Annotated in this window: 22 protein-coding genes and 2 tRNA genes; 13 read left to right on the top strand and 11 right to left on the bottom strand. The window is 72.5% G+C overall.

Annotated elements, in window-relative coordinates:
- Positions 1-14 precede the first annotated feature (14 nt).
- From ACQPW6_RS27445 to ACQPW6_RS27425, 5 genes are all read left to right on the top strand, one after another.
- The gene (locus ACQPW6_RS27445; protein ID WP_433892355.1) at positions 15-686 is read left to right on the top strand and encodes a hypothetical protein; all 672 of its coding nucleotides are present in this window, start codon (positions 15-17) and stop codon (positions 684-686) included.
- Positions 683-1,672 carry a hypothetical protein gene (locus ACQPW6_RS27440; protein ID WP_433892354.1) on the top strand — a complete coding sequence of 330 codons (990 nt, stop codon included), beginning with the start codon at positions 683-685 and terminating at the stop codon, positions 1,670-1,672. Before ACQPW6_RS27445 ends, ACQPW6_RS27440 begins: the two co-directional genes overlap by 4 nt.
- Positions 1,673-1,756: 84 nt before the next feature.
- On the top strand, positions 1,757-3,850 hold the full coding sequence (locus ACQPW6_RS27435; protein WP_433892353.1) for a hypothetical protein: 2,094 nt from the start codon (positions 1,757-1,759) through the stop codon (positions 3,848-3,850).
- Positions 3,851-4,161: 311 nt separating this feature from the next.
- Positions 4,162-4,590 (top strand): hypothetical protein, encoded by a 429-nt coding sequence (locus ACQPW6_RS27430; RefSeq protein ID WP_433892352.1) that lies wholly within the window; start codon positions 4,162-4,164, stop codon positions 4,588-4,590.
- Positions 4,583-4,900: a hypothetical protein gene (locus ACQPW6_RS27425; protein ID WP_433892351.1), complete on the top strand. Its 318-nt coding sequence runs from the start codon at positions 4,583-4,585 to the stop codon at positions 4,898-4,900. The genes ACQPW6_RS27430 and ACQPW6_RS27425 overlap by 8 nt, the downstream gene beginning before the upstream one ends.
- Before the next feature lie 348 nt (positions 4,901-5,248).
- On the opposite strand, the gene def is transcribed toward ACQPW6_RS27425, so the two are convergent.
- The 4 genes from def to ACQPW6_RS27405 all read right to left on the bottom strand — a co-directional run bounded on the left by def (position 5,249) and on the right by ACQPW6_RS27405 (position 8,530).
- Positions 5,249-5,953, bottom strand: coding sequence for a peptide deformylase (def, locus tag ACQPW6_RS27420; RefSeq protein ID WP_433892350.1), 705 nt, complete (start codon positions 5,951-5,953; stop codon positions 5,249-5,251).
- A gap of 115 nt (positions 5,954-6,068) precedes the next feature.
- Positions 6,069-7,085, bottom strand: coding sequence for a tetratricopeptide repeat protein (locus tag ACQPW6_RS27415; RefSeq protein ID WP_433894681.1), 1,017 nt, complete (start codon positions 7,083-7,085; stop codon positions 6,069-6,071).
- Between the two features lie 375 nt (positions 7,086-7,460).
- Positions 7,461-7,865: a mycothiol system anti-sigma-R factor gene (gene rsrA, locus ACQPW6_RS27410; protein WP_433892349.1), complete on the bottom strand. Its 405-nt coding sequence runs from the start codon at positions 7,863-7,865 to the stop codon at positions 7,461-7,463.
- A complete protein-coding gene (locus ACQPW6_RS27405) occupies positions 7,862-8,530 on the bottom strand; it encodes a sigma-70 family RNA polymerase sigma factor (protein ID WP_433894680.1) in 669 nt (222 codons plus the stop codon). The genes rsrA and ACQPW6_RS27405 overlap by 4 nt, the downstream gene beginning before the upstream one ends.
- Before the next feature lie 324 nt (positions 8,531-8,854).
- On the opposite strand from ACQPW6_RS27405, the gene ACQPW6_RS27400 reads away from it, so the two are divergent.
- Positions 8,855-9,451 carry a helix-turn-helix domain-containing protein gene (locus ACQPW6_RS27400; protein ID WP_433892348.1) on the top strand — a complete coding sequence of 199 codons (597 nt, stop codon included), beginning with the start codon at positions 8,855-8,857 and terminating at the stop codon, positions 9,449-9,451.
- Here ACQPW6_RS27400 and ACQPW6_RS27395 read toward each other — a convergent pair.
- Both ACQPW6_RS27395 and ACQPW6_RS27390 read right to left on the bottom strand, forming a co-directional pair.
- Positions 9,390-10,202: an alpha/beta hydrolase family protein gene (locus tag ACQPW6_RS27395; RefSeq protein ID WP_433892347.1), complete on the bottom strand. Its 813-nt coding sequence runs from the start codon at positions 10,200-10,202 to the stop codon at positions 9,390-9,392. The two genes, ACQPW6_RS27400 and ACQPW6_RS27395, sit on opposite strands and share 62 nt — an antisense overlap.
- The gene (locus ACQPW6_RS27390; RefSeq protein WP_433892346.1) at positions 10,202-11,017 is read right to left on the bottom strand and encodes an SOS response-associated peptidase; all 816 of its coding nucleotides are present in this window, start codon (positions 11,015-11,017) and stop codon (positions 10,202-10,204) included. The genes ACQPW6_RS27395 and ACQPW6_RS27390 overlap by 1 nt, the downstream gene beginning before the upstream one ends.
- Positions 11,018-11,109: 92 nt before the next feature.
- Here ACQPW6_RS27390 and ACQPW6_RS27385 point away from each other — a divergent pair, with 92 nt between their 5' ends.
- The 4 genes from ACQPW6_RS27385 (at position 11,110) to ACQPW6_RS27370 (ending at position 14,786) form a co-directional block, all read left to right on the top strand.
- Positions 11,110-11,823, top strand: coding sequence for a M50 family metallopeptidase (locus ACQPW6_RS27385; RefSeq protein ID WP_433892345.1), 714 nt, complete (start codon positions 11,110-11,112; stop codon positions 11,821-11,823).
- A gap of 201 nt (positions 11,824-12,024) precedes the next feature.
- Complete coding sequence (aroA, locus tag ACQPW6_RS27380) at positions 12,025-13,380, top strand: 3-phosphoshikimate 1-carboxyvinyltransferase (protein WP_433892344.1); 1,356 nt, start codon at positions 12,025-12,027, stop codon at positions 13,378-13,380.
- 9 nt (positions 13,381-13,389) lie between these two features.
- On the top strand, positions 13,390-14,391 hold the full coding sequence (rsgA, locus tag ACQPW6_RS27375) for a ribosome small subunit-dependent GTPase A (RefSeq protein WP_433892343.1): 1,002 nt from the start codon (positions 13,390-13,392) through the stop codon (positions 14,389-14,391).
- A gap of 71 nt (positions 14,392-14,462) precedes the next feature.
- Positions 14,463-14,786, top strand: coding sequence for a DMT family transporter (locus ACQPW6_RS27370; RefSeq protein WP_433892342.1), 324 nt, complete (start codon positions 14,463-14,465; stop codon positions 14,784-14,786).
- Between the two features lie 88 nt (positions 14,787-14,874).
- On the opposite strand, the gene ACQPW6_RS27365 is transcribed toward ACQPW6_RS27370, so the two are convergent.
- A complete protein-coding gene (locus tag ACQPW6_RS27365; protein ID WP_433892341.1) occupies positions 14,875-15,423 on the bottom strand; it encodes a TetR family transcriptional regulator in 549 nt (182 codons plus the stop codon).
- Between the two features lie 133 nt (positions 15,424-15,556).
- Here ACQPW6_RS27365 and hisN point away from each other — a divergent pair, with 133 nt between their 5' ends.
- The 3 genes from hisN to ACQPW6_RS27350 all read left to right on the top strand — a co-directional run bounded on the left by hisN (position 15,557) and on the right by ACQPW6_RS27350 (position 17,606).
- The gene (gene hisN / locus ACQPW6_RS27360; protein WP_433892340.1) at positions 15,557-16,363 is read left to right on the top strand and encodes a histidinol-phosphatase; all 807 of its coding nucleotides are present in this window, start codon (positions 15,557-15,559) and stop codon (positions 16,361-16,363) included.
- Between the two features lie 165 nt (positions 16,364-16,528).
- On the top strand, positions 16,529-16,942 hold the full coding sequence (locus ACQPW6_RS27355) for a CBS domain-containing protein (protein ID WP_433892339.1): 414 nt from the start codon (positions 16,529-16,531) through the stop codon (positions 16,940-16,942).
- Between the two features lie 250 nt (positions 16,943-17,192).
- Positions 17,193-17,606 carry a Fur family transcriptional regulator gene (locus tag ACQPW6_RS27350; RefSeq protein ID WP_433892338.1) on the top strand — a complete coding sequence of 138 codons (414 nt, stop codon included), beginning with the start codon at positions 17,193-17,195 and terminating at the stop codon, positions 17,604-17,606.
- Here ACQPW6_RS27350 and ACQPW6_RS27345 read toward each other — a convergent pair.
- The 4 genes from ACQPW6_RS27345 to ACQPW6_RS27330 form a co-directional block, all read right to left on the bottom strand.
- The gene (locus tag ACQPW6_RS27345) at positions 17,569-19,017 is read right to left on the bottom strand and encodes a HEAT repeat domain-containing protein (RefSeq protein ID WP_433892337.1); all 1,449 of its coding nucleotides are present in this window, start codon (positions 19,015-19,017) and stop codon (positions 17,569-17,571) included. The genes ACQPW6_RS27350 and ACQPW6_RS27345 overlap by 38 nt on opposite strands.
- 246 nt (positions 19,018-19,263) lie before the next feature.
- Positions 19,264-19,337: transfer RNA gene (locus ACQPW6_RS27340), tRNA-Met, on the bottom strand.
- Between the two features lie 119 nt (positions 19,338-19,456).
- The gene (locus ACQPW6_RS27335) at positions 19,457-21,493 is read right to left on the bottom strand and encodes an SEL1-like repeat protein (RefSeq protein WP_433892336.1); all 2,037 of its coding nucleotides are present in this window, start codon (positions 21,491-21,493) and stop codon (positions 19,457-19,459) included.
- Positions 21,494-21,660: 167 nt separating this feature from the next.
- Positions 21,661-21,734 (bottom strand) — tRNA-Met (locus ACQPW6_RS27330).
- Positions 21,735-21,749 lie beyond the last annotated feature (15 nt).

Genomic DNA, 21,749 nt, shown 5'->3' with positions numbered 1-21,749 from the left:
CCGGGAGACATCAGATGAACCGCCGCACCACCCTCACCGCAGCCACCTGCGGTATCGCCGCCGCGGCCGTGCTGCTCACCGCCTGCGGCGGCTCCAAGAACGACGACGCGAAGATCAGCACCGCTCCGACCACCGCATCGGCTCCCACCACGACGGCGGCCCCGACCACCTCGGCGCCGGTCACGACACCCCCTGCGGAACCGAAGGCGCCGGTCTTCGACTTCCCCAGCGACGTCAAGGTGATCGTCGACGCCGACAAGACCGGCGACGCGACCAAGGACGCAGTGCTGCGCGATCAGGCGTACGGCCAGCAGGCGATCTTCCTGGCCATCGCGAAGCTGGACCCGAACCTTCCAGTGCTCAACAAGTACCTCAGCGGTGAGGCGTTGGGCGACTGGATCAACAAGATCAACAGCGCCAAGTCGCAGCACACGACGGTCACCGGGACCACGCTCTTCTACAACCGCAGCGTTCACGTGACCGGCCCCAGCACGGCGGGGGTCACCTTCTGCGAGAGCCAGCGGAACGCCTTCAACAAGGACACGAAGAGCGGGAAGGTCACCAGGACCAAGCCCAGCAAGGCCGACTTCATCGAGCACTACTCCCTCATGAGCAAGGCGGCTGACGGCACCTGGCGGGTCTCGACATACCAGTCGCAGGAAGGCGCGAGCCAATGCCAGCGATGACCCGGGCACGGTCCGTCTCGGTCGTGCTCGCGGCACTGTCCTACAGCGTGCTCGCCGTGTGCGCACCCAGCAGTGCGCGTGACATCTTCGGAAACAGCTCGCCGACCGCCAAACCCCCGCCCCAGCCCGCCTCCCCCGATCCCACCATCAGCAGCCAGGTCCAGTACACGCGCAGCTACAACGGTTCGGGGGCGCAGATGACGTCCTCGGACGCGTCGTGGTCTCCGCCTGCCTGCTGGTACGAGCCTGTCTACTCACCGGACGAGATGGAGCAGTACCTCACGACCCATTACGAGGCTGAGCACATCGCGATGGAGGTGATCGGCGAGGACCCCGGGCCCAAAGGGATCGACTACCACACGGGCGAGAAGGGCACCTGGTGGAAGCTCGAGGTCCCCGACATCGACCGGGCCCAGAACTGCACCGCACAGCATTCGTGGCTGTGGGAGAAACCGGGCACCCCGACGACTGACGACACACCCCTGATCGACCCCAGGACGCTCGCCGGCCTGGCCTACAACGACACCGTCCTCCCGGCTCCGCCGCTGACTCTGCGACCGGCCGCGGAGAACCAGTTGGTCAACCTGGACACCGAAGTCGTCTTCGACCAGCCGCTGGACCGGGTCTACGTGACGGCCCAGTTGGACAACGCCGCCGCCGGGGTGCACATCGCGGCCACGACCGTCGCCACCCCGAACGAACTCCGCGTGGACGCAGGAACCGAGAACGCCGACCCGAGCAGCTGCACGTACAAGCTCACACCCACCGGCGGCGGAGCCTACAGCGTCGACACCAGCAACGACCCCTGCAACATCACCTACCGCAAACACGGCGACTACACCCTCCAGGCAACGCTGGTCTGGAACGTCACCTGGACCCCCTCCGCCAACCCCGACGGCCCACCCCAGAACCCACCCTTCCCCCAAGGCCAGTCGACCACCCCCCTCCAGGTGACCGTCAAGGAAAACCAGACCATCGTCAACTGACCCGACGCCCCCCGGTTTGGACACTCAACGTGAGCGTTCGCTAACGTTGTGCGTCCGAAGTCGCAGGGGAGACAGGGCGGTGGGATGGTCACGGGTGGCCGGGGCGGGTTCAGCGGGATCGATCCGCAGCAACTGTGGGATCTGATCGGGTCGATCACCAACCGCACCGGGCAGAGCGGGGGCGGGGCCCAGCCGGTGGTGGGGAGTTGGCTCGACCAGTCCGCGCGGATCGGTCTCGACACCACCGAGCCCGCCGCCATCGGCCGCCATCTCGCCTGGGCGCAGGGCCAGTTGCCGATACTGCGGCAGCGGCACCACCTCGCCGTCCTGGCCGGGCGACCGTACCCCGGCGGCACCCGGCACATGGTGCAGATCTCCGACGCCGCCGTCGACGTCTCCTCCCCCGCCGAGACCGCCCGCGACGCCCGCGAGGCGCTGCATCTCGCCCGCACCGACCCGGGCGACCTCTCCAACGCCCAACTCACCCGCCTGCGCGCGCTCTTGAACCGCCACAAGAACAACCCGCTGTTCGCCGAGAACTTCGCCAGCACCCTCGGCGCGAGCGCCACGCTCACGTTCTACACGGCCCTCACCGCCGTCCGGCAGTACGAGACCGAGCCACGCGACACGACCGGCCTCGACCCCGAAACCGCCGCCCGCATGAGCCAGTTGGGCGATCTCGAACAGGCCCTCGGCGCCACCCTCGCCACCGCCAGCCGCAGCGACGACGCCGCCACCCGGCGCTGGCAGCAGGACGTGATCGCCCTCGGCGCCGAGGACGTCGGCGACAGCCCCAACGACGTGTACGGCTTCCAGGCGATGAGTTCGCTGCTGCGGCACGGCGAGTACGACTCCGGCTTCCTCGGACGTTACGGCGCTGCTCTGCTCGCCTTCGAGCGCAGCCATATCACCGACGAGCACGTCGGCCTGCAGGACCAGGTCAGCCGCAAGAACGTGCTGCCCTGGGACCTTACGGGCCACCGCGTCCGGCTGCACTACGGCACGGTCGACGACAACGGGGCCGACCCCCTGACCGGCTTCATGGAGGCCCTCGGCCACAATCCCGCTGCCTCCACGGCCTTCCTCTCCGCGAAGCCGCACTTCGACTACCTCACCCGCACCCGCATCTGGCCGGCCGACCCGCCCACCGACGAGGCGACGATCGCCGGCTACCGCGCTCTGGGCCACGCCCTCGAATCCGCGACGATGGGCGCGGCGTACGACGCGTCCCCGCCCCAACTCCACCGCACCGCGGCGACGGCCGCGGTCATGGCCGCGGTGGTGAGCATGTACGGCCGCCGGGCCGAGGGGACGGACACGGCGAGGACGGGGGTGAGCGGGGCGGGTCTCCTGGCCCGCCAGACGGGGATCGGGAAGAGCCTTGGCCGCATGACGGCGGCGTATATCGACGACGTCGATTGGGGGTTGTACGACACGACGGACGGTAATTCCATCTTTTCCCGTGTCAATGGTCGCGAGAACCAGCTCGAACGGGCCAGGTTTAATGGCGACAGTCTGCGTCGGTTCCTCGGCACAATCAGTCACGATGACGATGCGTACAGGACTGTTACCAACGCTCAGCAGGCGTACACCACATCGGCACTGGTTGCTCATCCAGCGGGCAGATCTGCATACGGCGAGCCAGAATTCAGCGATGCAAAAGGGGCGATCCGGATCGGTGCCGAGTTGCAGGGGATCATGGACCGCAGTTGGGCCGATCAGTTCACGGCCACCAAAGTGGCATCCGAACAGGATTTCAACGACCAACTGGACAAGCGGGCCGAAACCCAGCAGAAGATCGCGGGCCTGCTGACCGCCGGTGTCTTCGCGTTCGCGCCTGCTCCGGAAGACGGCCTGGGTGCCACGATCATCCCGCTGGCGACGGACCAGAGCAAAGGAGAGATGGATGGTCGGATTCAGCAGAGCATCAGCAACTACGCCGAGTCCCAACACCGTGAACTCGCGGACGTGCGCCAGGGCCAGACGGCCCGCTTCTACGATGCTGGCCGAGCCGCTTCCCTACTCCCTGTCCATCGATTCCTCGACGATCCTCGATATAACACTTGGACGAGCGAGCAGCAGTCCAAACTGAGCGAAGAACTCCACGAAGCGCAGCAGACCGGCTACAACGCGGGGAGCCTCAACCAACAGCTATCCGGCAACCTGCCCGTCACGTAATGATCACGGATCTCACTATGCCTGGCGCTCGCAATAGCTCCTACGCGGTGTTTGCCTCCGCGGCAGGGCTTGTACTTCTTCTGGGATGCACGTCCACGCCGCAGGTGCCGGTAGCACCACCGTCCAATGCCAGCCTGCAGTTCGCTACCGTGCGGTCGATGTGTGGTGGCGCGCTGGACTCCGAAGCTGCGGCTGCCCTGAAGTCGATCAGCGGTGTGGACAGATGGAGGCTTGGCTCACTCAGTCTCCAGTCCACGGTCGCGCACGTCGCCACAGCACTCTCTGCGGACCTATCCGACAGCGGAAGCAACATGCCGCGCAGCCTCTGCGACCTCGGGCCAGCAGAACGGGAAGGAGCGCTGCGGATTACGTTCGAGGCGCGAGGGTTTCACGCCATGACAGGGCCCCTCTTGAGTGCTCCGTACCTCCTTGCGTACAAGGTCGCCTGGGGAGCCAAGTCAACCGACTCCGAGGCGACCATCAACTACTCGTGCCTCACGCGCAGCGGTAAAACCACGCACGGCCGTGGCCTCTACATCTTCGCGAAGGTGGCGACCCCCGGGCTGGACGCCGCCGGGGATCAGGTCAAACGGGAGGCGCAGGTGCGCGTGGTGTTTGCCGCCGCGCGGCGGGTGGCTGATCGGATGGGGTGTGAGACGAATCTTCCGCGGCGGCTGGGGGAGCTCAAGGCCTTGCCCATGGCGGGGCCCACGACAGACGGGAACGCCTCACGTGAGTGACAAAGTGCTGAGTCCTGTGTGGCAGGCGCTCAGCCAGCTGCACGCCGACGTCAGCCGGGATCTCGACCTCGTGGTCGGGGCGCTCGGGGACGCGGATCGGCGGATGGCCGGGGGGAAGGGGGACGTCTGGGTCGGGGATGCCGCCGTGCGGTGGGGAGCCGACCTCGCGGGGGCCGCGCGGGACGCGGCCCGGCGGGCGCGGGCGTTCGAGGCTTACGTGCGCCGGGAGTTGGCCGGCCGGGCACGTGAAGTGACCGCCGCCCAAGCCGACAACGAGATGCGCCAGCTCACCGGGCGCCTGCCCCGCTGACCACCGGGCCGCCGGGCCCGCTCGCGCGCCGGGGCGCTCCGCACCGGGCGCCTGCCCCGCTGACCCACCGCCCCGCCGGACCCGCTCGCGCGCCGGGGCGCTCCACACCGGGCGCCTGCCCCGCTGACCCACCGAGCCGCCGGACCCGCCCGCCGGGCCCGCTCACCCGCCCGGTCCGCTCGCCCGCCGGGCCACACCACGCCGGGCGCCATACCCCCTCGCCCACCGGGCGTCCCGTTCGCCGGGAACGCGCCACGCCCGCGCCGGGCCACCGGGCGCCCCGAACCCCCGGCGCCCCTAACCCCCGGCGCCCCTAACCCCCGGGCGCCGCGAACCCCCCGACCACCCCTACTCGTTCGGCACCGTCTCGAACTTCGGCGTCGCCTCCGCCATCTGCCGCATCACGTCCTTGCGGTCACGCTTCGAGAGGCGGTCGATGTAGAGGCGGCCGTAGACGTGGTCGGTCTCGTGCTGGAGGCAGCGGGCGAAGTAGCCGTTGCCGTGGACGGCGATGGGGGCGCCGGTCGCGTCCTGGCCGCGGACGACCGCGTAGTCGGGGCGCGGGAGTTCCATGTATGCGCCGGGGACGGACAGGCAGCCCTCGTTGGAGTCGTCCAGGTGGCGCTGGTCGGCGGGGAGTTCGTCCACCACGGGATTGCAGACCGCGCCGACGTGGCGGTTGCCGTCGTCGTCGGGGCAGTCGTAGACGAAGAGCTTGAGGTCGACGCCGATCTGGTTCGCCGCGAGGCCCACGCCCTCGGCGGCGCGCTGGCTGGCGAACATGTCGTCGATCAGGGCGGCGAGCTTGCCGTCGAACTCGGTGACGTCCTTGCACTCGCGGTGCAGTACGGGGTTGCCGACCACCGTGATCGGGCGGACCGTGCCGCGCTCGCGGTGCGCCTGCTCGCGCGCCTCCGCGTCCGTCACGTCGTCCAGGAACTCCCCGGAGGCGTCGTCGGGAGCGTGGCCGTGCGCATGGCCGTGGCTGTGGCCGTGATCGTGGTCATGCGTGTGCTGGTGGCCGTGGCCGTGCTCGGTCTGCTGCTGGGACATCTCCGCCGTACGCCTTCCCGGAACCGTAAGTGAACCGTCCCAGGGTACGGGGCCGAGCCGCACGCCGTCCGCCCCACGTGACAGACCCCGCCCCCACGGGGCAGCACCGCACCCCTCAGCAGACCTCTTCCAGGTCCCGCCAGTCGCGGGTGTCCGGGCTGTCCGCCACCCACCCGTCGAGCAGCCCCCGCACCAGCGCGGCCGGCGCCGCGACCCCGCACTCGCGCTCCGGCGTCCAGCGCAACCCCGCGCCCTGCTGGCTGAGATGGCTGAGGTGACCGGGGTGGCCGGGCTCGCCCTGGTCGTGCGGGTCGCGGGTGGCGGAGGCGCCGTCGTCGGTGGGCATCCGGCTCTCGGAGCAGGTGCGGCACAGCAGCCGGACGGAGGACGACCAGTCCTCCGCCGCGTAGCCGGCCTCGGCGGCCAGCCGTTCCAGCGCGTCCCGGTCGGCCTCGGTGGCGGCCTCCAGGAGCACCAGCCAGGTCGGGACGGGCGACGGCGCCCACAGCTCGATCTCGTCGAAGACCGGGTAGACCGCGCCGGAGCCCGAACCCGAGCCGGAGTCCTCGGTGGCCCGCTCGCCGTGCGGCACACCGTCGTGCAGGACGACCTCGCCCCACCGGCGGCCGGAGGACGGCAGCGGGATGGACAGCACCTCGACGCGGGCCGGGTCGAGCCGGCGGCCCCACACCACTTCCGCCTCGCCCTCGGGCGACAGCCGTACCGCCGCGCTGCCCAGCGGCAGCCGCACCGACTCCTCGCCGGAGCGGCTGGCGGTGCCGGACGGCATCCGCAGCCCGTACGCCTGCCAGGCGCGGCGGGCCAGCGGCCAGTCCTGGAGCGCGGTGGCGGCGATGCCCAGGTTCCACCAGTCGGGAGCGCCGACCGGGCGGTCGAGCAGGGCGACGGCGCGCAGGCCGGCGATCCGCGCCTGGCCCCAGTCGTGCCGGAACTTGTGCAGCAGCGCGAGGTTGTACCAGGACTCCGACAGCCACGGCTCCAGATCGGCGGCACGGGTCAGCAGCGCGCCGGCGTCCTCGTAACGGCCGTCGTCTATCAGCGAGAACGCCCGGTCGGTGGCCTGCCGCCAGGTGGGCGACGGCCGGTGCCGCACTCTTCCGAAGATGTTCAACGTCATACCGCCTGCCTGCTCAGCCGACCACTGCCAGGACGTCGCCTTCCCGCACCACGATCACGCCCCCGTCCGCGTACGGATCCAACCTTGCACATTTTGGCCGCGGTCTCAGCCTGGGTCACAGCCCCGATCCCGACCCGGCCCCGGGCGGTGCCGCGCTCCCCGGTGAGCGCCCGCCTCCACAAGGACTCCTTGCCATCCCCACCGGCATCCAACCATGTGCAGGTGGGGCGCCATGCCCGGGTCCCATAAAGCAGCGTGGCGCTCCCGATGCACCCGATCGAGTGACCGGGAAACACCGGGAACGCCGAAAACCGCGGGGAACAGCCGGGAGCGCCGGACGGGCGCGCCCGGGGAAAGCTGAAACGGACGCTAGGACGCCTCTGAGGCCGGCGCGAACGCCGCGCCACCGGGCACCTGGCCGGACGACGACCCACCCGGCACCTGTCCGGGCTCGGCACCGCCCGGCTCCCCACCGCCCTGAGCCGGCTGGCCGGGACCAGACTGGCCCGGAGCCGGCTGGCCCTCCCGGATCAGTTCGAGCCGCATCATCACCTTGGCCCGCAGATCCGTCGGCACCTCGTCAGAGCCGCAGCACCGTTTCACCAGCTTCTTGACGGCCTGTTCGAGCCCGTACTTCTCCAAGCAGGGGTGGCACTCGTCGAAGTGCTCCTTGAACTTGGCACCGGCAGCGTCGGACATCTCGTTGTCGAGATACTCGTAGAGGTGGTCGAGCACCTCGGAGCAGTCCGTCTCATGTGCGTCACCGCAACTCATGAATCCGTGCCCTTCTCATCTGCCACGCCCGCCGGGACGAGCCCGCGCTCCCGGGCGTAATCCTCCAGCAGCTCACGCAACTGGCGACGTCCGCGGTGCAGCCGGGACATCACCGTGCCGATGGGTGTACCCATGATGTCCGCGATCTCCTTGTAGGCAAAGCCCTCGACGTCCGCGAGATACACCGCGATGCGGAACTCCTCGGGGATCGTCTGGAGTGCCGTCTTCACATCGGAGTCCGGCAGGTGGTCGAGCGCCTGGGACTCCGCGGAACGCAGACCCGTGGACATGTGCGACTCGGCGCGCGCGAGCTGCCAGTCCTCGATCTCCTCGGAACCGCTGCGCAGCGGTTCGCGCTGCTTCTTGCGGTACGAGTTGATGAAGCTGTTGGTCAGAATGCGGTAGAGCCAGGCCTTGAGGTTGGTGCCCTCGCGGAACTGGTGGAACGAGGCGTACGCCTTCGCGTACGTCTCCTGGACCAGGTCTTCCGCATCGGCCGGATTGCGGGTCATCCGCAGCGCGGCCGAGTACATCTGGTCGAGGAAGCCAAGGGCATCCCGCTCGAAGCGCTCCGTGCGCTCCGTGCTGCTCTCCTGTGTCTCCCCCGTACCGGACGCACCCGCGGTTCCCGCCGTGCTGTCGTCGGTGCCGGTGACCGGACCCACCTCCTCAGAAACTCCAGCGCGCCTCAAAGTGGACACGCTCGATTCGGAGGATATTGCACTGGAGATCGGCGCGCCGGGTCCGCCCCTGCCGTCGTCCTTCGAGGACCACTGGGTCCAGTTCAGGTACGGCGCGGCGGCCTGCGCCTGCGCGGTGGTCTGTTCGCCCGGCCGGCATGCGGCTGAAACCATGCGGCTGCCTTCCTCACCAAAGCTTGGTCGTTGCTACCAATGCGCACAACGCCACTGCCGCCGTCGTCATTCCCGAGGACGAGATCGCCACTCGTACGGATCGCACTGAGCATCGGTACCGGCAGACTTGTCCGTATGGGTGATCTGGGCGGTACGGGTGATGACGAGGTGGCACGGACGCTGGCCGAGGTCGGGCCGCGGCTGCGGGCGGCCCGGATGGACCGCGGGGTGACGCTGGCCACGCTGTCGGAGGCCACCGGGATCTCGGTGAGCACCCTGTCCCGGCTGGAGTCGGGGCAGCGCCGCGCCTCGCTGGAGCTGCTGCTGCCGCTGGCCCGGGCGCACCAGATGCCGCTTGACGAGCTGGTGGGCGCGCCCGAGGTGGGTGATCCGCGGGTCAGGCCGGTGCCGCGGCGGCTGGAACGGATGACGGTGCTGCCGCTCAGCAGGCAGCCGGGCGCCCTCCAGGCGTACAAGATGATCATCGATCCGCTGCCGCCGGACGAGCTGCGCACCCACGAGGGCTACGAGTGGCTGTACGTGCTCTCCGGCCGGCTGCGGCTGATGCTCGCCGACCGGGACATGGAGCTGCGGCACGGCGAGGCGGCGGAGTTCGACACCCGGCTGCCGCACTGGTTCGGGCCGGCCGGGAACGAGCCGGTGGAGGTGCTCAGCCTTTTCGGCCGGCAGGGCGAGCGGATGCATGTCCGAGCCCGGCCAGCCAGTCGCTGACGGCACCGGTCAGCACGGCCAGCGCCTCGTCCTGGCCGATCGGGGCGCGCTTGGGGACGGCGAAGGAGTGGTCGCCGTACGGCACCTCGACCGGCCGCCGGCCGCGCGGGAACTCCGCGGGACGGCCGAAGGCGTCGTTGCCGCCCTGCACGGTGAGCAGCGGCAGGACGGCCGCGGCGCCGGTCAGCTCGTCGGCGCGGGACTTCTCCGGGCGGCCCGGCGGGTGCAGCGGGAACGACAGCGCGAGGACGGCGGCGGCGCCCAGCTCGTGCGCCGTGCGGCAGGCGACCCGCGCCCCGGCGCTGCGCCCGCCGGCGACCACCGGCAGACCGGGCTCGGCGAGCGCCGGCCACAGCGCCGTCCATCCGGCGTCCAGCGTCTTCGGCGCCGGCGCCAGCTTCTTGCCGGCCACCCGCCAGGGCTGCTCGACCAGCGCGACGCTCACCCCGTACGCGGGCAGCGCCGCGGCGAGCGCGGCCAGGTCGCGCGCCTCGATGCCGCCGCCGGCGCCGTGCCCGAGCGCCAGGACGCAGCGCGGCCGGCCGGCCGGGTGCCAGCTGATCCCGGCGGGCCCGGCCGGGGTCTCGACCAGCTGCCGGCCGGCGGACGAAACGGCGGCGGAGGCGGCAACGGGAGCGGAGGCGGAACCGGCGGCAGAACCGGCGGCAGAACCGGCGGCAGGAGCAGCCGCTGAACCCGCGGGCGCGCCCCGGCCCCTCCCGGAGCGCGGCGCGGATGATCGTACGGCCATCAGAAAAGCGTCTCCTCCTCCGGCGCCGGCAGCTCTTCCAGCAGCTCAGGGCCGTTGTTCTGTACGTTGCTGACGCCGGTGCCGACCGGATACGCCCGCAGCAGCCCCGGCGGCGGCGCGGCGAGCATCCCGCGCACCTCGTCCGGGTCGGTGGTGGCCGGGTCGAGCCAGCTGTCCCAGCGGTCCGGGGTGAGCATCAGCGGCATCCGCGGGTGGATGTCGGACAGCGACCGCGGGCCGTCGCCCTCGTATCCGGCCAGCGGATCGGTCTCCGCCTCGGTGGTGACCACCGAGCAGGTCGTCCACCAGGCCCGCGGGTGGTCGTCGGGCAGCGTCCCGTCCCGCCAGAACTCGTAGAGCCCGGCCATCGCGAACACCGAACCGTCGGCGGGGGTGACGAAGTACGGCTGCTTGCGCGCCCGCTTCTTGCGCCCCTTCTCCTCCAGCTGCCGCTCCTCGTGGGCGGTGACCCACTCGTAGTACCCGTCGGCGGGTATCAGGCAGCGGCGGGCGCCGAGCGCGCGCCGGAAGGACGGCTTCTCGTGCACGGTCTCGGCCCGCGCGTTGATCAGTCTCGCCCCGCCCTCCGGGGTCTTGGCCCACGACGGGACCAGGCCCCAGCGCAGCACCCGCAACTGCCGGACCGGATCCGGGGAACCGGAGTCCCGCACCGGACGGTCAAGGACTACATAGACATCCTTGGTCGGTGCCACGTTCCAATCGGGGGCGAGTGTCTCGGTGGGATCCCACTTCCGGACCTCGAAGAGTCCTGCGAGATCCTCGGGTTTCCGGCTCGCCGCGTATCGACCGCACATAACTGCCACACTGCCACGACCGTTGCCCCGACCGGGCACAACCCCCGTACAAGCCCCGCAGAACCCGGAGGAAACCGAAGGATGAGCGCCCGATGAACGTCGCCGGCATCACCGAGATGTGGGACCGGCTGACCGGCACCCAGCCCGACCCGTCCCGCTGGCTGGTCGGCGCGACGGCGCTGCTCGCGCTGGCCGCGGTGCTCACGCGCAGCGTGTGGCACGTGGTGCGGAACGCGGTGACCATCGCGCACGAGGGCGGCCACGGGCTGATCGCGCTGCTGACCGGCCGCCGCCTGGACGGCATACGCCTGCACTCCGACACCTCCGGGCTGACCGTCTCGCGGGGCAAGCCGCGCGGCCTCGGCATGGTGCTCACGGCGGCGGCCGGCTACACCGCGCCGCCGCTGCTCGGCCTCGCCGGCGCCGCGCTGCTGGCCGCCGGGCACATCACCGCGCTGCTGTGGGGGGCGACGGCGCTGCTCCTGGTGATGCTGGTGATGATCCGCAACGCGTACGGGGCGCTGACCGTGGTGGTCACCGCGGCGGTGTTCCTGCTGGTGTCGTGGCTGACCAAGGCGCAGGTGCAGGCGGCGTTCGCGTATCTGGTGGTGTGGTTCCTGCTGGCGGGCGGGGCGCGGCCGGTCGCGGAGCTGCAGCGGACCAGGCTCAGGGACCGCAGCGGCTCCTCCGACGCCGACCAGCTCGGCCGGCTCACCCACACCCCGGCGGCGCTGTGGCTGCTCCTCTTCTACGCGGTGGCGCTGTGCTCGCTGGTGGGCGGCGCGCGCTGGCTGCTGTTGCAGTAGCCCCGGGCCGCTCCTGCGGTAGCGGGCCGCCCCGGCAGCCGGCCCCTCCGATGGCGGGCGGGAACCGACCGGCGAGCGCCCCCCGCACGCTCCGGTTGTGCTCCGGTGGCCGTAACCCGGCAGGCAGCATCGTGTTTCCAGTCGGTTTCGCCGCATTCGCCGACTTATCTCCCTGTACCCGAGCCACTACGCTTGGGCCTCATGACCGACAGCACCGCGCAGCCCGACCTGTGGCCCGCTCCGACCGCGCCCGGTGCGGTGGAGGCGACCGTCACCGTGCCCGGCTCGAAGTCGGTGACCAACCGCGCCCTGGTGCTCGCCGCGCACTCCACCGAGCCCGGCTGGGTGCGCCGCCCGCTGCGCAGCCGCGACACCGTACTGATGGCCGACGCGCTGCGGACCATGGGCGTGCAGATCGACGAGACGGTGAACCCGTCGGGTGGCGAGGCGTGGCGGATCATCCCGGCCGGGCTGCACGGCCCGGCCACCATCGACGTCGGCAACGCCGGCACCGTGATGCGCTTCCTGCCGCCGGTGGCCGCGCTGGCCGACGGCGAGGTCCGCTTCGTCGGCGACGCCCGCGCGTACGAGCGCCCGCTGCACGGCGTGATCGGCGCGCTGCGCAAGCTCGGCGCCCGGATCGACGACGAGGGGCGCGGCTCGCTGCCGCTGACCGTGCACGGCGCCGGGTCGCTGTCCGGCGGCTCGGTGGAGGTGGACGCGTCCGCGTCGTCGCAGTTCGTCAGCGCGCTGCTGCTGTCGGCGCCGCGCTTCAACAAGGGCCTGGAACTGCGGCACACCGGCGGCGCGCTGCCCTCGGTGCCGCATATCCGGATGACCGTGGACATGCTGCGGATAGCGGGTGCGAAGGTGGACGCACCGCAGGACGGCGGCACCCGCAACGTGTGGCGGGTGGCGCCGAGCGCGCTGCTCGGCCGGGATCTGACGGTGGACCCAGACCTGTCCAACGCGGGCCCCTTCCTGGCCGCCGCGCTGATCACCGGCGGCCGGGTCACGATCCCCGGCTGGCCGCGCCGCACCACCCAGGCAGGGGACGCGCTGCCGGGCATCTTCACCCGGATGGGCGGATCGTACGAACTGACCGACCGCGGACTCACCCTGACCGGCGGCGGCCGGATCAACGGCATCACCATCGACCTGCACGAGGTCGGCGAGCTGGCCCCGGTGATCGCGGCGGTCGCCGCGCTGGCCGAGGAGCCCTCCGAGCTGTCCGGCATCGCGCATCTGCGGCTGCACGAGACCGACCGGCTGGCCGCGCTCGCCGCCGAGCTGAACGGCCTGGGCGGCGACGTCACCGAGACCGAGGACGGCCTGCGGATCCGGCCGCGCCCGCTGCACGGCGGGGTCTTCCACACCTACGAGGACCACCGCCTGGCCACCGCGGCGGCGGTGCTGGGCCTGGCGGTGAAAGACGTCCTGGTGGAGAACGTGGCCACCACCGCCAAGACGCTGCCCGACTTCCCGCAGCTGTGGACGGCGATGCTCGACGAGGCGGCCGGCGACGGGCCCGCCAGCGTCGGCCCGGGCCGGGGCTGACGGTCCGCGATGCGCCGCTACGGCAAGAACCCCGACGAGGACGACGTACGCGTCCGCCCCAACAGCAAGGGCAACCGCCCGCGCACCTCGATCCGCCCCAAGCACGAGGACGCCGCCGAGGGCATGGTGCTGACGGTGGACCGCGGCCGGCTCACCGTGCTGGTCGACGACCGCGAGGTGGTCGCGATGAAGGCCCGCGAGCTGGGCCGGAAGTCCGCCGTGGTGGGCGACCGGGTCGCGGTGGTCGGCGACCTGTCGGGCGGCAAGGACACGCTGGCCCGGATCGTCCGGGTCGAGCCGCGCACGTCGGTGCTGCGCAGGACCGCTGACGACGACGACCCGTTCGAGCGGGTGGTGGTCGCCAACGCCACCCAGCTCGCCATCGTCACCGCGCTCGCCGACCCCGAGCCGCGGCCGCGGATGATCGACCGCTGCCTCGTCGCCGCCTTCGACGCCGGGCTGAAGCCGCTGCTGGTGCTCACCAAGTCCGACCTCGCGCCGGCCGCGCCGCTGCTGGAGACGTACGGGGCGCTGGACCTGGACCATGTGGTGACCAACCGGGACGACTTCCTGACCGGCGGCGTCGACCTGATCAGGGAGCGGCTGGCCGGTCAGGTCACCGCGTTCGTCGGGCACAGCGGAGTGGGAAAGACGACTCTGGTCAACGCCCTGGTGGAGCGTCAGCGGACCACCGGCCAGGTCAACGCGGTGACCGGCCGCGGCCGGCACACCACCACCTCGGCGCTCGCGCTGCCGCTGCCGGGCGACCGGGGATGGGTCATCGACACTCCGGGTGTACGGTCCTTCGGTCTGCACCACATCGATCCGTCCCGGGTGATCCACGCCTTCCCCGACCTCGAGCCGGGCACCGAGGAGTGCCCGCGCGGCTGCTCGCACGACGAACCGGAGTGCGCTCTGGACGCCTGGGTGGCCGCCGGCCACGCCGAACCGGCGCGGCTGGACTCGCTGCGCCGGCTGCTCGCCACCCGGGAGCGGCGCGAAGGCGACTGACGGACCGATGCTGTGTGATGATCGACAGCGCGCGGAAGCAGCGGCGGAACGACGGAAAACGGAGGCACCCGATGGCCTGGCTACTCGTGGTGGTCGCGGGCATCTTCGAAACCGGGTTCGCGGTCTGCCTCAAGCTCTCGCACGGCTTCACCCGGCTGTGGCCCACGGTGGCCTTCTGCACCTTCGCACTCGGCTCGTTCGGCCTGCTCACGCTGTCGCTGAAGAAGCTCGACGTCGGGCCGGCCTACGCGGTGTGGACCGGGATCGGCGCGGCCGGCACCGCGATCTACGGCATGGCTTTCCTCGGCGACCTGGTCTCCACGCTGAAGCTGGTCTCGATCGGCTTCGTGATCGTCGGCGTGATCGGGCTCCAGATCTCCGGTTCCGCGCACTGAGCGGTTCGGCGCCCTGAGCGGTTCGGCGCGCTGAGCGGTTCCGCGCACTCAGCCGCGGCTCGCTGCTTCGTGGCGCGCTGATCGCCCGTCAGGGGGCCGGCCGTGGCAGCAGGCCGCGGACCAGTTGCGCCACCCGCAGGCAGGCGGCCTCGTCGCTCGGCGCCGGCGCGATCACGTAGGACAGGGTGAGCCGGATCGCCGCCTCGCAGGCCCACGCGATGTCCTCGGGCCGCAGCCCGGGGTGGCCGCTGACCAGCGCCGCGACCGTACGGCTGTGCAACTCGCCGACCAGGTCCCGGCCGACGCCGCCCCGCGCACCGGTCAGCGCGGCCCGCACCAGCGGGCTGTGCCGGGCGGTGCGCAGCGTCCAGCGGGCGGCAGCCGCGAAGCACTCCCCCGCGTCGGCCCCGTCCCGTCCGGCGCCGGCCAGCGCGCGGTCCACGCCGGCCAGATAGCCGTCGGTCTCCCGGACGGCCAGCGCCCGGGCCAGCCCTTCCTTGCTGCGGAACTCGTTGTAGAGGGTCTGCCGGGACACCCCGGCCGCCGCGGCCACCTCCACCATCCGGACGGCGTCCCACGACCGTTCGCCGAGCGCGGCGAAAGCGGCGTCCAGCAGCGTTTCCCGCGCGGTAGGCATCTTTGCCTCCAAGGCGCCGCATTCGTCCCGGACAGGCGACCGTGCGCACAGAATTGACGCGTGGCCATGCTCTGTCAAGGTTTCGCGCGGGGGCGGCATGACCGGGGCGGTCCGAGATCGATACTGTCGGCCCATGCCCGATTTCAACGACGACCTGCGGCTCGCCCATGTGCTGGCCGACGCGGCGGACGCCGCGACCATGGACCGCTTCAAGGCGCTCGACCTCAAGGTGGAGACCAAGCCGGACCTGACGCCGGTGACCGAGGCGGACAAGGCCGCGGAGGAGTTGATCCGCGGTCAGTTGTCGCGGGCCAGGCCGCGGGACGCGGTGCTCGGCGAGGAGTTCGGCGACACCGGCGGCGGGTCGGCCAGGCGCTGGATCGTCGACCCGATCGACGGCACCAAGAACTACGTGCGCGGGGTGCCGGTCTGGGCCACGCTGATCGCGCTCGCGGTGCGCGGCGAGGGGCCCGGCGGCGGTGACGAGGTGGTGGTCGGCGTGGTGTCGGCGCCCGCGCTCGGGCGCCGCTGGTGGGCGGTGAAGGGCGGCGGCGCGTACACCGGCCGCAGCCTGACGTCGGCGAGCCGGCTGCACGTGTCGCAGGTCGGCCGGATCGAGGACGCCTCGTTCGCGTACTCCTCGCTGTCGGGCTGGGAGGAGCAGGGCCGGTTCGAAGGCTTCCTCGACCTGGGCCGCGCGGTCTGGCGGACCCGCGGCTACGGCGACTTCTGGCCGTACATGATGGTCGCCGAGGGCTCGGTCGACATCTGCGCGGAGCCGGAGCTGAGCCTGTGGGACATGGCGGCCAACGAGGTGATCGTGCGGGAGGCGGGCGGCCGGTTCAGCTCGCTCGACGGTGATCCCGGGCCGTTCGGTGGGAACGCGGCGGCCTCGAACGGGCTGCTGCACGATCGCCTGCTGGGGTATCTGCGCAGGTAGGCCCGTACCCGGCAGACGGCGACGGCGCCGGTCACCGGACAACCTTTACCCGCCCCTTGCCCGGCGGAGGGGCCCGTGTGACTATGAGAGCACCCCCGCTTGTGAACTTGTGAAACCGTTCACGGAGCCCCGTGGCCGGCCTCACCCCCAAGGAGGTGCCCGTCCATGCTGGTCAGCGAAGCGATGAGCACGATCGTCCTCACCATCGGACCCGCCCACACCCTGCACCAGGCCGCCCAGCTGATGTCCGCCCGCCGGGTCGGCGCGGCCATCGTCCTGGATCCCGACACCTGCGGCCTCGGCATCCTCACCGAGCGCGACATCCTCGACGCGGTCGGCGCCGGGCTCGACCTCGACCGGGCGACCGCGCACGCCCACACCACCACCGACGTCGTCTTCGCCACGCCCCGCTGGACGCTGGAGGAGGCGGCCCGCGCGATGCTGCACGGCGGCTTCCGGCACCTGGTGGTGCTCGACGGCCGCGAGCCGGTGGGTGTGGTGTCGGTGCGCGACATCGTGCGCTGCTGGTCGGAGGGCGCCGCCCCGGCGGTGCCGGCGAGCGCCGCCACCTCGGCGTAAGCCGCTCTCCGCGGCCGATCCAGCGCGGCGGATCCGGCGCGGACAGGCCGAAGGGGCCGGAGCCCCATGGCGTCCAGCCCCTTCGTTCCTTCCGGTCGAGCGGCCGATCAGGCGCGGAGGGCCTGGACCGCTGCCTCGGGTCGCTCGCCGAAGTCCCACCCGATCCTACGATAGACATCGTCTAAGTCAAGAAAAGAGCCAGGAGCGGACCTCTTCGATTCGAACGCCCCTCGCTGTTAAGCTGGCGCACATGAGTGACCTGCTGGAACGTCTGCGCGAACGCGGCTGGCGGCTGACCGCCCAGCGGCGGGTCGTGGCCGAGGTCCTCGACGGCGACCATGTGCATCTGACCGCCGACGAGGTGCACGCGCGCGCCATCGCACGGCTGCCGGAGATCTCCCGCGCCACCGTCTACAACACGCTCGGCGAGATGGTGACGATCGGCGAGGTCATCGAGGTCTCGACCGACGGCCGCGCCAAGCGGTACGACCCCAACGCCCACCACCCGCACCAGCACCTGGTCTGCTCGCGCTGCGGCACGGTCCGAGACGTGCACCCGCAGGGCGACCCGCTGGCCGCGCTGCCGGCCGGCGAGCGGTTCGGCTTCGCGGTGGCCACCGTGGAGGTCACCTACCGGGGTCTGTGCCCCGACTGCTCGACCTGACCGTCCCCGCCCTGCGGCCCGCCCGGCCGGCCCGCCGCCCGAAGGCGGTCCGCATCGCGTACGGCTTGGGCGCCGGGCGCTCGGTCCAGCCGCCGATCCGCTCGGCGGCCCGCCGCACCGAGGGCTCGGTACGGGTCCGGCCCAGCCACAGCGTCTCCACCGGCACCGCGTCCGGCACCCGCGCCAGCGCCTCGAACACCTCCCGGGCCACCCCCGGGTCCGGGTCGGCGGCCAGCGGTCCGAGCAGCGGCACCAGTTCGTCCGGCTTCGCCAGCCGCCCCACGGCCCGTACGGCCGCCCGCCGGACGGCCGCGGGCGCGGCGGCGGCCAGGTGCCGGTCGGCCAGCAGCCGCATCAGCTGCGGCGCGTCGGCCGCGTCCCCGCACTCACCGAGCCCGGTCGCGAGGCCCGCGACCAGCCGGGCGGGCGTGCCGGGCCCTGCCCGGTGCAGCTGCCTGCGGTAGACCTCGGCGGGCGGCTCGCCGCGGTGGTAGAGCTGCCAGCGGGCCTGCGCGCGGACCATCCTGGCCCGGTCGGCCAGCGGCGGCACCAGCCGGGTGGCCGGCACGTCGGGCGGCAGCGCCGCCACCGCCATCGCCCGCACGGCCGCGCCGCGCGCCCGCAGCAGCGCGCCGGCCTGCGCCGGGTCGAGGTCGAGCAGCCGCTGCGCGCTCAGCGTGCGGCACACCTGGTCGTGGTCGTGCAGCGCGGCCCGCAGCAGGTCGCCGCGCACGTATTCGTCCAGGTCGAGGGCCAGTTCCACGCCGAAGCGGCGGACCAGCGGATCGCGCTCGGCGGCCAGCGCCCGGACCGTCCGCGGGTGCTCGCGCAGGCCCGCCCGGTAGCCGGCGAGCAGCCCGTCGGCCCGCCGCCTGCCCTGCCGGCGGATCAGCACGCCGAGGGCGGCGGCGGCCTCGTCGGGGGCGGTACGGGTCGCGAGCGCGGTACGGGCGGGGGTCCGGATCGCGGGCACCCAGTCGTCGGCGCGCAGCGCGAGGGCGGCGGTGGCCAGCGGGCCGCCGGTGCCGGCCAGCGCCTGGACGGCGGCCTCCCGGGTACGGCCGTCGGCGTCGAGCGAGGCGAGCAGCAGGCGCAGCGGGTCGGTGCCGGTGGCGGTGGCGGGACCCGACGGGGCCGGGCCGCCGGGGCGGTACTGCGGATCGGGCCGGGCCGCGGCCGTACGGGCGTACCGGTCGAGGCCGAGCAGCAGCCGCGGCCTGGCCCGGCCGAGCGCCTCAAGGGCGGCCGTGCGCTCGCCGGGCGGCCCTTCGGCGACCGCCGCGCGCAGCCGGCCCAGCAGCGCGGCCACCTCGGGCGGGCGGCCCGTCTCGGCCGCGGCACACCACTGGGCCCAGCGGCCGGCGGCCACCGCCCCGTCCACTCCGGATCGCTCCCGCCGTCTGCGCAGCAATCACGCCTCCTCGCCCGTGCGTCCCCCGGCTTCCTCACGTTCAGCATCCCCCTCGGCCACACCCCACTGAACCGGATTCGCCCGGACTTTGCCGGAATGAGAACCGGAGCGGGGGCGGCGATGGAACGGGGTCGGCGGAAGCCGCCGGGCCGGGGCGCGGCGACTTCCGGGCGGGCGCTCGGGCGGGCGCTCGGTAGGACACAAGAAGAAGGCCCGGAAGCCATGGCTTCCGGGCCTTCTCTTCAGTAGCGGGGACAGGATTTGAACCTGCGACCTCTGGGTTATGAGCCCAGCGAGCTACCGAGCTGCTCCACCCCGCGTCGTTGTGTCTTTACTTTAGCCCGCCCGGCCTGACCATGGCAAATCACTTCCCGTTCACCATCGCGGTGCCCCCCGTGTCCGCCGCCCGGCCGGTGGGCCGGGCCTGCGGACACGGGGGTCAGGCCGTCAGTTCCTGGCTGACCACGGCGGTGAGCCGGGCGGCCCGCTCCGCGACCTCGGCGGGGCCGCAGGCGATCGCCCGGTCGCACCAGCTCTGCGCCTCGACCAGCCGGCCGTGCCGGGCCGAGAGCAGCGCCATCCGCAGCGCCGCCCTGCCGTGCCCGGCCTCGGCGGCCCTGGTCCACCACAGCGCCGCCTCGGGCTCGCTGCCCTCGCGGGCCAGCAGCAGGCCGAGGTTGAAGGCGCCGTTGCGCGAACCGGACTCGGCCGCGAGCCGGTACCAGTGCGCGGCGTCCACCACGTCACCGCGCTTGGCCGCGCACATGCCGAGCCGCACCTGGGCGCGGCGGTGTCCGAGCCGGGCGGAGCGCTCGTACCACTCCTCCGCCTCCTCGCAGACGACGTCCTCGATGCCGGCCGTGCTCAGGCCGGTGCCGGTGCTCGGGCCCTCCGCGCGGTCCCGGCCGTCCTGCCGCTCGTCGGTGCCGCTCGCCTGGCCGCGCGCGCGGCGGTCGAGCAGCGCGCCGAGCCGGAACGCGGCCTCCGGGCTGCCGCCGCCGGCCGCGCAGCGCAGGTGCCGCTCGGCCGCGTGGTGGTCGCCGTCGCGCTGGAGCGCGATGGCCACCTGGAGGGCGGCCTCCGCGTGCCCCGCGGCGGCGGCGCGCTCGTACCAGCCGCGAGCGGCGGCGTTCTCCTGCCGCCCGGCGTGCAGGATGCCGAGGTTGAAGGCGGCGTCGATGCTGCCGGCCTCGGCGGCCTTGGAGAACCACGGCTCCGCCCCCTGCGCGTCGCCGTGCTGGAGCAGCAGCACGGCCAGCGCGTTGGCGGCCTCCCGGTGCCCGGCGTAGGCGGCCTTGCGATACCACTGCTCGGCCTGCGCGCTGCGCCCGTTGCCGGCGCAGAGCAGGCCGAGGTTGTAGGCGCCGTTGACATCGCCGGCCTCCATGGCCGTGCGGTACCACCGCTCGGCGGTCTGCGTCTGCCCCTCCTGGGCGTGCAGCGCGCCGAGCGCGTTGGCCGCGTTGCCGTCGCCCGCCTGGGCGGCGCGCCGCCACCAGGTGGCGGCCTGGTCGATGTCGCCCGCATCGCGCAGCAGGAAGGCCAGCGCGCAGGCGGCGCGCGCCTCGCCGTCCCTGGCGGCGGTCAGGTACCAGTGCTCGGCCTCCTTGGCCTCGCCGCGCTCCTCAAGGAGCGTGCCGAGGCGCAGCGCGGCACGGCGGTGCCGCCGGGCGGCGGCCTGCCGGTACCACTGCTCGGCCTCGTGCAGCTCGCCGTGCGCGGCGCGGATCCCGGCCAGCCGGTAGGCGGCCTCGCGGTGGCCGTGCTCGGCGGCAGCGCGGAACCACCGCTCGGCACCGTCGTCACGCCGGTGGTCGAGCAGGTCGGCGAGGGCGTAGGCGCCCAGCGTGTGGCCGGACTCCGCGGCCAGCCGCAGCCAGTACTCGGCGGCCGGCTCGTCACCGCGCTCGCGGTAGTGCCGGCCGAGCGCGTGCGCGGCCGGCGCGGAGCCCGCGACGGCCGCGATCCGCCACCAGTCGGCGGCCTCGTCGGCGCAGCCGCGCTGGTACATCAGCAGCGCGAGGTTGTTGGCGGCGGCGCGGTCGCCATGCCTGACGGCCTCGCGCAGGTAGGGCTCGGCCCCGTCGAGGTCGCCGCGGCGCAGCAGCAGGGTGCCGAGCGCGCTCATCGCGTACGGGTCGCCGAGGTCGGCGGCGCGGCGGTGCCGGGCCTCGATCTCGGCCTCCTCGCGGAGCGAGAGGGAGTCCTCGTCGGGGAGTTCGGCGAGCAGCGCGGGAGTGCCGGCCGCGGCGCCGTCGTCGCCCCGCCCGTCGTCACCGGTGGTGTCACGGGAGACGCGGGGCGCGGGCAGCAGCTCCGCGACGGTCGGCGCCGGCGCGGTGGCGGGCGTGAACTGCGCGAGAGCGGGCGCCGGTCCCGCTGCGAGCGCGGGCATCGACTTGTCGCCCGCCGACCCGCGCTCCTCGCGGATCTGACGAGTGTTCAGCAGCCTTGCACCATCCCCCATAAGACCCATCGTCGCACCACCTGCTACCGCCGTACACCTGGTATACCGCAACCCGATGGGTCACTTCAGCGTTTTATCGACTTCCCGACAAGGCGGTAGTTAAACTTTTCCGCCCCAACATCACCCGTATAAGCGAAGAGGCTCGAAGTCTGTTGACTTCGAGCCTCTTCCTGCAGTAGCGGGGACAGGATTTGAACCTGCGACCTCTGGGTTATGAGCCCAGCGAGCTACCGAGCTGCTCCACCCCGCGCCGTTGTGTTGCAAC

This window comes from Streptomyces sp. CA-111067, assembly GCF_050956065.1.
GTDB lineage: Bacteria > Actinomycetota > Actinomycetes > Streptomycetales > Streptomycetaceae > Actinacidiphila.
Note: the sequence above shows the minus strand (reverse complement) of the source record. Positions and strands in the feature narration are given on the sequence as shown.